Origin of the sequence: Brevibacillus sp. WF146 (assembly GCF_001673705.2) — a bacterium.
Lineage (GTDB): Bacteria > Bacillota > Bacilli > Brevibacillales > Brevibacillaceae > Brevibacillus > Brevibacillus thermoruber.
On record NZ_CP109943.1, the window covers coordinates 1,401,110 to 1,410,000 of the forward strand.

An 8,891-nucleotide genomic window follows, 5' to 3' on the forward strand; every position below is an offset into this window, starting at 1 on the left:
TTTAATAAATTGGCTACAATGATGCCAAACCGGAAAGAAAAGGAAGATGCGTGTGAAAGAACTGTGGAGGCAATCGTCGTTTCGCTGGTACTGGTTGGGGTTGTTTCTGTCCGGCCTGGGCAATCAGTTCGGATGGATGGCCTTGACCTGGTTTGTGATGAACAAAACCGGTTCATCCGCCGCCATGGGCGGTGTCGTCCTGGCGTACAACATTCCCGCGGTCTTGGTCGGACTGGTCGCCGGCGTTCTGTTGGATCGCTTTGACCGGCGAAAACTGATCATGCTGGACAACGTGCTGCGCGGCTTGATCTTTTTCGCGCTGGTGGTGCTGCTGCAGATGGAGGGGACGCCGCTGTGGCTGGTGTACGTGCTGATCGTCATCGCCGGGATGCTCTCGCCGCTCAGCAGCGCGGGTGCCCAGACCCTGCTGCCCCGGCTGGTGATGGACAAATCCCTTCTGGTCAAGGCGAACGGTCTGATGGAAAGCCAGTGGCAGATCACGTATCTGTTCGGGCCCGCCGTGGCCGGGGTGTTGATCGCCTGGATCGGGGCGGCCAACGTGCTGGTGGTGGACGCCATCAGCTTTTTCCTCTGTGCCTTCTGTTTCGCCCGCCTGAAGCCGGCGGCGGGATCGGGCAGCTTCGCCGTCGGGCGGATGGACGAAAAAGAGGCGGAGAAGGTCCAAGGGAAGGCTGCGGAAAGCGGCGGCGGAACAGGCGTAGTCGCGATCGGTCCGTTTCTGCGCTTGCTGGCCGCCGATATCCGCACCGGCTACCGCTACCTGCTGGGGCATCGCCGCCTGTTGTGGCTCGTGCTGTTCACCTTTTTCTTCAACATGGCGTACGGCCCGGTGGAGGTGGGGCTGCCGCTGTACGCCAAGAACGACCTGGACGGCGGGGCGGTCTCGCTGGGCCTGCTCTGGTCCGCCATGGCGGCGGGGGCGCTGCTCGGGTCGATCCTGTTTTCCGCCGTTACCTGGAAAATCCCGACCGGCGTGACGCCGGCGGCCATCATCGGCCTGTGGGGGATCACGACGCTGCCGCTTGCCCTCTTTACCCGCACCGATGTGGCGATGCTGGGATGGGGCTGGCCGGACTCAGTTTTTCGCCCTACAACATCCTGTACCGCAGCCATCTGCAAAAACACGTGCCCGAAGAACTGCTGGGGCGGGTGCTGACGAGCGTCCGCACGATTACGGGGACGGGAATGCCCGCCGGGGCGGCCGCTGCCGGCTGGCTCATCCCCGTATGCGGAGTGCAGGGATTGTTCGGCGCCGCCTCCGTCGTCTGCGCCGCGACCGGTCTGCTCGCGTTTATGGCACTGCGGCGGCTGGATGAGCCGGAGCTACTTCCGGTTCAGCAGGGGGGCGAGGAGGCGCTTCACGCCGTGGGGCAGCATCGCATAGAGCAGTGACAGGAGATGCAGCCGGAGGGGCATGGCCACTTCCGGCTGCTTTGCTTCCACGGCCCGGATGATCCGCACCGCCGTCTGCTCCGGCGTCAGGAGATAGCGGCGGACTTTTTCCCTATACCCGCCTGTCTGGTCCGCCCGCTGCAAAAACGGCGTGTCGATCGGGCCGGGCATGGCGCAGGTGACGTGGATGCCGCTGTCCGCCAGCTCATGGCGCAGGCCTTCGCTCAGCCGGATCACGGCCGCTTTGCTGGCGGCGTACACGGCCGCTTTTGCCGTCGCCACCTGGCCGGCCAGCGAGGCGATGTTTACGATGTGGCCGGAGCGGGCCGCCAGCATCATCGGCAAAAAAGCGCGGACGACGTACAGCGGACCTGCGATGTTGGTGGCCAGGATGGTTTCCAGCTCGTCCAGGCGCATCTGGGCCAGCGGAACGAAAACGGCAGTGCCCGCGTTGTTGTAGAGAAGATCGCAGCGGCCGAAGCGAATCTGTACCCAGGCGGCAAATTGCCGCACGGCTTCGTTGTCGGTGACGTCGAGCCGGTGGAGGAACAGGCGGTCCGGAGCGCCCAGCCGTTCGCGCATCGCTTCCAGACCGGCCATGGACCGGCCGGTCGCGATCACCGTATCCCCTTTTGTCAGGTGAAGTCTCGTCAGTTCCTGCCCGAGGCCGCCTGCTGCGCCGGTAATGACGACGATGCGCGGGTTGGTCATGAAACAGGTCTCCTTTCGCGAAAACATGCCGGGGGAACCGGCAGTTGGCATGATTTTGTAAGGGCGCGATGCCATGTAAAGCCTCTGTTTGCGGGGGTATAAGCTGTTTGCTTGTGGTGAAGGATAGCCCCTAGGAGGTGAAACACATGCCCATCGTCAAATGCAGTGTCGCCAACTGTGAATACTGGAGCGAAGGCAACAACTGCACCGCCGACATGATCATGGTGGAAGTGGACAGTCACGCTCACACAGACTTTAAAGAAGAGTTTGCCGGCGAGTACGGACACGACAGCCAGCACAAGGATCAGGCGAATGACTCCTCCCAGACCTGTTGTCACACGTTCAAACCGAGGAAAACCGAGAAAAAGTAAGGAAAAAAAGACGTATCCCGTGCCGGGGATGCGTCTTTTTCCATGCGCTGCGGACCGTTCCAAGCGCTGCGGACCGTTCCAAGCGCTGCGGACCGTTCCGAGCACTGCGGACACCGTTCCGAGTACTGCGCACACCGTTCCGAGCGCTATGAACACCGTTCCGGACCGGCGTGTGCCCCTTCGCCGGCTCCTCGGCGGGGGAGGCCTCTCTCCGTTGAGCGGTTGGGCGCTTTACGCGTTGGCCTTTTCCAGCGCCAGCCGCTCCACCAGGGCGTCCACCTGCTCCCAGGAGGTGACCCGGTGCACCAGCCGGGGCAGCGTTCCCTGGTTGTACGGGGTGTCGAACAAAAAGACCGGGATGCAGAGGGCGTCAGCCAGCTGCAGCGCGTTTTCCAGCCGGTCTTCCAGAAACAGGTCCACCTGCCACTTTCGGGCGGCGGCCAGCTTGTCGTGCGAGCCGATCAAATCCATATGGTGGTACGGAATCTGATAGCGGGAGAACCAGTTTGCGGTGACGTCCAGATGACGGGCCTCGCGGGCGCTGATGTACACCAGCTTGTGCCGCTTGTACCACTGGCGCAGTACCCGGTCGGCCGCGCCGTGGACGGGGGCGTTGTCGTACAGGCGCTCGCCGTGCTTGTCCAGCCAGTCCGCAAAGACCTCGTCGCTGATCCCATAGACCGTGGCCAGATTGTAATCGATACAGTCTTCGTATCGCAACTGTTTGCCAAAGCTTTCATTCATCAGAGGGACTATGCTGCTCGGCTCCGTGACAGTGCCGTCAATGTCAATGCCAATCGTTAGGGATTTCTCTGGTTTCATCCTCTCGCCTCCAGTTTAAATTGTACACCCTCGGCAGAGAATAAGGCTACTTCCTTCATCACAATCCTTTGGAAAAAGGAGCTGAGCATGGCATGGCGTACGATCGAGACGAACGTGTGAATGCCGAGCGGAAGGAAGGGGACAACGGCCCTGCGGAGATGGTCGATCAGCGGGACACCGAGTTTGCCGACTCCTGGATGGGGGCTGTGTTGGATGAGAATCCCGTCCGTTCCCATGGGAACATCCAGTATGATCCCCACACCCAGACCGAACGTTATCTGGGGGAACAAAGCGTGGACGCGGCAGGAGCCGACCTGACACAGCAGGTGAACCGGGAAGGGGACAAACGGGGCGACAATCGCCCGGATGCCTCTCCCCTGACCGGGGACGACGTGGAAACGGCGGCCGAAATTGCCGAACCTATCCGGGAGACGCGCACCACTGACGACGTCGACGCGCAGGCGGAAAACGGAGCCAGCGGGATTGGCTGGACAGGATTGGGCTTGTCCATTCTGTCGCTGTTCCTACTCCCGTATATCGTGGCTCCCATTGGCATGGTGCTGGGATACCTGGCGTACCGGCGAAATGCTCGTACGCTCGGGGTCTGGGCGATGATCGTAGGGGCGATCGCCATTCTCGGTGCGCTGATCATCTACCCGTATTACATCGCCCGATGACGACGGCGCCTCGCCGAAAAAACCTCTCCGGTGACGGAGAGGTTTTTTCCTGTCTGTTCTGCCCGGGAGGCCTGGGGGATTATCGGTACAAAGCGGAGACGAACGGGGTGACGGCGGCGATGACGGCGTCGCGAAACACCTCGGCCCGCCGGATCCGTCCCCCCGTCAATAATCCGTAAGCGCCGCCCCGCTGATTGCTCCCCGTGGTGCCGCTCCACTCGTCGATGATCATCCGCAGCTCGATGCCTTCCCGCTGGATCCGTTCCACCGCCGTGTTTGGGATGGGAAAGAACAGTCCCTTGCCCAGGCAGAGCTGCCTGCCGTTCCAGGCGGCGCAGACGGAGAGCAGATACCATTGGTTCGTGTACCGGTCGTCAAACGTCAACCCCCCTTCCAGCCCCAAGCCGATGTCGGCGTTCGGGACCCGGTCAAGCACCGCTTTGGCCCGGTTGACCGCCCCGGCGATCGTCTCTTCTTCCGAAAGCGGCTGGGCGGAGACGCCGGACGGCACCGCCAGACAGACCGGTTCCGTTCCCGTCGCCAGCACCACTGCCGTCTTTTTCGCCTGATTGGTCGTGCCCAGCGCAAAGCGCAGCGCGGACATATCCATGCCGCACACCTCCTGCTCCAGATTGGCTAGGGGTAGTATACCACTTTCCCACGCCCCGGACTTCTGTGGTAAGATAAAGCGAGAAAAACATCGGAGTAAAAATGAGGGGCGAACCATGAAATTTACCAAAATGCACGGACTGGGCAACGACTACGTATACGTGGACTGTTTTTCCGAACCGCTGACGGGCGTGGATCTGCCGGAACTGGCACGTCGGGTCAGCGACCGCCACTTCGGCATCGGCGGTGACGGCTTGATCCTGATCATGCCCTCGGAGCGGGCCGACTTTCGCATGCGGGTCTTCAACAACGACGGCAGCGAAGCGAAAAACTGCGGCAACGGCCTGCGCTGCGTGAGCAAGTATGTGTACGACCACGGACTAACGGACAAGACGTCGTTTTCCGTGGAAACGCTGGGCGGCATTGTCACCCCGTCCGTCACGGTGGGAGCGGACGGCAAGGTGGAGCAGGTGACCATTGACATGGGGGAACCGCAGTTTGTCCGGGCGGCCATCCCCATGACCGGAGAGCCCGGCGAGCGAGTGATCGGACAGCCGCTCACCGTCGACGGCCGCACGTTTACCATGACCGCCGTCTCGATGGGCAATCCTCACGCTGTTCTGTTTGTCGATGAAGTGAACGAAGCGGACGTGGTGAAGTACGGGCCGGTAATCGAACGGCACGAGTGGTTCCCCGAGCGCACCAACGTGGAATTCATCCAGGTGCTGAACCGGCGGGAAGTGCTGTTCCGCGTCTGGGAACGCGGTTCGGGTGTGACGCTCGCCTGCGGCACGGGAGCGTGCGCCGCGGCGGTTGCCGCGTGCCTCAGCGGCATGACCGACCGGACCGTAACCGTTCATCTGGCGGGCGGGGATCTGGTGGTCGAATGGCGGGAGAGCGACAACCGCGTGTACATGACCGGGCCGGCAACAGAGGTATATTCTGGCGTATATCACGGTCCGATTCCGTATGCAGACTGACCGCTGATCGTGGATCGTTGGCCTTGGCCGTCCCTTTGCGCAAAGGGGACGGTCTTTTTTTGCAAAGGAACGGCCTCACATGCGCACACTATGGAAAAGAACGTGAAGCGAGGTGCGCTGATGGCGGCAAAGTTTGCGTATGTGACAGCGACGATCGTCGGATTGCTGATTCTGGTCGGGTACGCGTACTGGCGGAGTGTGAGACGATAAGGGGGGATCATGGACCGGGGCAGAGGCGCAAAAAAGCGTGGAAGTCCGCACAAGGAGCCGTGCTTCTTCCACGCTGACAGGAAAGGCAAAGGCAAAGGCAAAGATTCACCCGTTGTACACCTCGTTTAAGTAGGCGGTTTCCGTTTGATCAAACTGCGTGCTGCTCAGCTTCGCCAATTCGGCCTGCAGCCGTTTCAGCTCCGCCTCCATTTTGCGGATTTTCTCTTCCATCTCCATCGTCCGTGTCGTCATGGTGCTTCTCTCCTCGTTCTCTAAATTTATTGACTATTCTAACGAATGGGCCGCGTTATGTAAAGAGCCTGCCTGCCAATGTAAGCGTTTGTGTTTGTGAACAATTTGTGAAGGTTGTGCCACCTTTTTTCTCCCCGGCGTTGTTCCCCGCCGAAAAGTGGGAGAAAATAAGGGGAAGTATGCTCCCGGCTATATGTTGATCGGAACTGTCGTGTTATGATGAAAAGTAGACTTTGGGCGATCAGCCCTCAGGAAGGTGTGGACTGGTGATTTATTTGGACAACAGCGCCACGACCCGTCCTCATCCGCAGGTGGTTGAGGTGGTCAAACGGGCGATGGAGACCTACTACGGGAATCCGTCCTCGCTGCATCAAAAAGGGCTCGAGGCGGAGAACATCCTGAAGCAGGCACGTGCGGTCGCCGCCCGTTTCCTCGGGTGCAAACCGTCGGAAATCGTCTTTACGTCCGGCGGCACCGAGAGCAACAACGCGGCGATCAAAGGTGTGGCGATGCAGTATCAGAGCCGGGGAAGACATATCATTACGACGAGCGTGGAGCATCCCGCCGTCTATGATGTATGCAAGCAGATGGAAGAGTTCGGCTTTTCCGTTACCTATTTGCCGGTCGACAGCGCGGGTCGTGTCTTGGTGGAGGACCTGAAACGGGCGATCCGGCCCGACACCATTCTCGTTTCCGTCATGCACGTAAACAACGAGTTGGGGACGGTGCAGCCCATCGCCGAGATCGGCGCCCTGCTGAAGCAGTACCCGAAAATCCTGTTCCACGTCGATGCCGTGCAAAGCGTCGGCAAGCTGCCGATTCGCCTGAAGGAGTGGGGCATCGACCTGCTCAGCGTATCGGCCCATAAATTTTACGGACCGCGGGGTATCGGCATCTTGTACAAACGGGAGGGATTGATTCTCCAGCCGCTGTTGATGGGCGGGGGGCAGGAGGGCGGTTTCCGCTCCGGAACGGAGAATCTGCCGGCCATCGCCGGCATGGCCAAAGCGATCCGATTGCTGGAAGAGATGGGGCCGGAAGAACCCGCCCGGCTGGCGTCCATCACCCAGGTGCTGCGGCAGGGGTTGGCCGAGATTCCCGGATGCGTCGTCAACACGCCGAGCGAGGGAGCGGCCCCCCACATCGTCAACGTCTCGTTTCCCGGGATGAAGGCGGAAGTGCTGCTGCATGCGCTGGAGGAACGGGGCTACCTCGTCTCCACCAAATCGGCCTGCTCCTCCAAGGCGAACGAACCCAGCCGGGTATTGATGGCCGCTCTTCAGGACCGGGAGCGGGCGCTGTCGGCCATTCGCATCAGCGTGGGCCGGGAGAACACCATTGATGAGGCCCGAGCGTTTGTTGCCGCCGCGGCGGAGTGCGTCGCCAGCATCCGTCCCCATATGAAAGCGAAAGCGTAACCATGTAAAGGAGCAAACCATGAAGTACGATGTCATTTTGATTCGTTACGGCGAACTGGCGTTGAAAGGCCGGAATCGCGATTTGTTCGAAGAAGCCCTGGTGCAGAGCGTCAAAAGCGTGCTGCGCCCGTTTGCCAACATCAAGGTGCGCCGCAACTACGGCCGCATGTACGTGGAACTGCACGGAGAGGACGCCCATGCGGTGGTGGAACGGCTGCGCCGCGTTTTCGGCATCTCCTCCATCAGCCCCACTGTTCAGGTGGAGCCGGATGAACAGACGATCAAGGCGAAGGCGTTGGAACTGATCCGCCACCTGCAGCCGCAGCCGAAAACCTTCCGGGTGGAGACCCGCCGCGCGGACAAGCGTTTCCCGAAACAGTCGATGGAAGTAAGCCGCATGGTGGGAACGCACATTCTGCGCAGCATCCCGGAAATCAAGGTGGATGTTCACCAGCCGGAAGCGGTCGTGAACATCGAGATCCGCGCCGAGGGCACGTACATCAGCTGCGAAACCATTCCCGGTCCCGGCGGTCTTCCGGTCGGCTCCGGCGGCAAAGTGCTGCTCTTGCTCTCCGGCGGGATTGACAGCCCGGTTGCCGGCTGGATGATGATGAAGCGGGGCGTCACCCTGGAGGCGATTCACTTCCACAGCTATCCGTTTACCAGCGAACGGGCCCTGCAAAAGGTCCGCGATCTGGCCCACAAGCTGGCCCACTGGGGCGGGACCGTGCGGCTGCACGTCGTTCCCTTTACGGAGATTCAGACGGCCATTCGCGAAAAGTGTCCGGAAGACTACCTGATCACCATCATGCGCCGGTTCATGATGCGGATTGCCGAGCGGGTCGCCGCCAGGACCGGCGCCTTGGCACTGGCGACCGGCGAAAGCCTGGGCCAGGTGGCTTCCCAGACGCTGGAGAGCATGAACACGATCAACAAGGTCGTCTCGATTCCGATTTTGCGTCCGCTGATCGGCATGGACAAGACGGAGATCACTGACATTGCCCGGCGAATCGATACGTACGAGCTGTCCATTTTGCCGTACGAAGACTGCTGCACCATTTTTACGCCGAAAAATCCGGTGACCCGGCCCAAGCCGCATGTGGCTGAACGTTTCGAGGAAAAACTGGACGTGGAGGCCTTGGTGGAGGACGCCGTGAACCGCACCGTGATCGAGGAGATTACGGCGGAGCCGCGCGAAGCGGAAACCGACTTGTTCTGAGCGGCAGAGACAGATGGAAGAGACGGAATCAAAACAGGGAGGGGAAGGCCATGATCATCCGCTATGAACGAAACGGCAAAGTCAAGCATGGCTGGATGGTGGAAGCGGAAAACAAGGTGCGGGTGATTGAAGGGGACATCTACAAAGTGAAGGCGGCCAAGCCCATCATGACGGGACTGGAACTGCCGCTTGACGAGATCGTGCTGAAA

General features: G+C 60.7%; 12 protein-coding genes (1 of these 12 cut by a window edge). 8 read left to right on the top strand and 4 right to left on the bottom strand.

Features of this window, described 5'->3' with window-relative positions; translation table 11 throughout:
• Positions 1–52 precede the first annotated feature (52 nt).
• Positions 53–1,177, top strand: coding sequence for an MFS transporter (locus tag A6764_RS06770; protein WP_255309661.1), 1,125 nt, complete (start codon positions 53–55; stop codon positions 1,175–1,177).
• On the top strand, positions 1,147–1,413 hold the full coding sequence (locus A6764_RS06775; RefSeq protein WP_255309660.1) for a hypothetical protein: 267 nt from the start codon (positions 1,147–1,149) through the stop codon (positions 1,411–1,413). The genes A6764_RS06770 and A6764_RS06775 overlap by 31 nt, the downstream gene beginning before the upstream one ends.
• On the opposite strand, the gene A6764_RS06780 is transcribed toward A6764_RS06775, so the two are convergent.
• The gene (locus tag A6764_RS06780) at positions 1,345–2,124 is read right to left on the bottom strand and encodes an SDR family NAD(P)-dependent oxidoreductase (RefSeq protein ID WP_065066991.1); all 780 of its coding nucleotides are present in this window, start codon (positions 2,122–2,124) and stop codon (positions 1,345–1,347) included. The genes A6764_RS06775 and A6764_RS06780 overlap by 69 nt on opposite strands.
• Positions 2,125–2,270: 146 nt before the next feature.
• Between A6764_RS06780 and A6764_RS06785 the strand changes: the two genes are divergently transcribed.
• Positions 2,271–2,495, top strand: coding sequence for a DUF1540 domain-containing protein (locus tag A6764_RS06785; protein WP_065066990.1), 225 nt, complete (start codon positions 2,271–2,273; stop codon positions 2,493–2,495).
• Between the two features lie 231 nt (positions 2,496–2,726).
• On the opposite strand, the gene A6764_RS06790 is transcribed toward A6764_RS06785, so the two are convergent.
• Complete coding sequence (locus tag A6764_RS06790) at positions 2,727–3,317, bottom strand: 5' nucleotidase, NT5C type (protein WP_029098729.1); 591 nt, start codon at positions 3,315–3,317, stop codon at positions 2,727–2,729.
• A gap of 92 nt (positions 3,318–3,409) precedes the next feature.
• Between A6764_RS06790 and A6764_RS06795 the strand changes: the two genes are divergently transcribed.
• Positions 3,410–3,994, top strand: a complete 585-nt coding sequence (locus A6764_RS06795; RefSeq protein WP_065066989.1) for a hypothetical protein — start codon at positions 3,410–3,412, stop codon at positions 3,992–3,994.
• Positions 3,995–4,073: 79 nt separating this feature from the next.
• On the opposite strand, the gene A6764_RS06800 is transcribed toward A6764_RS06795, so the two are convergent.
• Positions 4,074–4,604: a DUF84 family protein gene (locus A6764_RS06800; protein WP_065066988.1), complete on the bottom strand. Its 531-nt coding sequence runs from the start codon at positions 4,602–4,604 to the stop codon at positions 4,074–4,076.
• Positions 4,605–4,719: 115 nt separating this feature from the next.
• On the opposite strand from A6764_RS06800, the gene dapF reads away from it, so the two are divergent.
• Complete coding sequence (gene dapF, locus A6764_RS06805; protein WP_065066987.1) at positions 4,720–5,583, top strand: diaminopimelate epimerase; 864 nt, start codon at positions 4,720–4,722, stop codon at positions 5,581–5,583.
• Positions 5,584–5,898: 315 nt separating this feature from the next.
• On the opposite strand, the gene A6764_RS06810 is transcribed toward dapF, so the two are convergent.
• Complete coding sequence (locus A6764_RS06810; RefSeq protein ID WP_162836735.1) at positions 5,899–6,045, bottom strand: hypothetical protein; 147 nt, start codon at positions 6,043–6,045, stop codon at positions 5,899–5,901.
• A 266-nt stretch (positions 6,046–6,311) separates the two neighbouring features.
• On the opposite strand from A6764_RS06810, the gene A6764_RS06815 reads away from it, so the two are divergent.
• The 3 genes in view from A6764_RS06815 to A6764_RS06825 are tightly spaced (at most 50 nt apart) and all read left to right on the top strand, a layout consistent with a single transcriptional unit that may run on beyond the window.
• Positions 6,312–7,463, top strand: a complete 1,152-nt coding sequence (locus A6764_RS06815; protein WP_083989786.1) for a cysteine desulfurase family protein — start codon at positions 6,312–6,314, stop codon at positions 7,461–7,463.
• Positions 7,464–7,482: 19 nt separating this feature from the next.
• The gene (thiI, locus tag A6764_RS06820) at positions 7,483–8,682 is read left to right on the top strand and encodes a tRNA uracil 4-sulfurtransferase ThiI (RefSeq protein ID WP_029098734.1); all 1,200 of its coding nucleotides are present in this window, start codon (positions 7,483–7,485) and stop codon (positions 8,680–8,682) included.
• Between the two features lie 50 nt (positions 8,683–8,732).
• A protein-coding gene (locus tag A6764_RS06825) for a fumarylacetoacetate hydrolase family protein (protein WP_065066986.1) crosses the window boundary here: on the top strand, positions 8,733–8,891 show its 5' end (the start). 621 nt of this gene lie beyond the right edge of the window; 159 of the gene's 780 nt are visible here — the first part of the coding sequence; the start codon lies at positions 8,733–8,735; its stop codon lies off the right edge, out of view.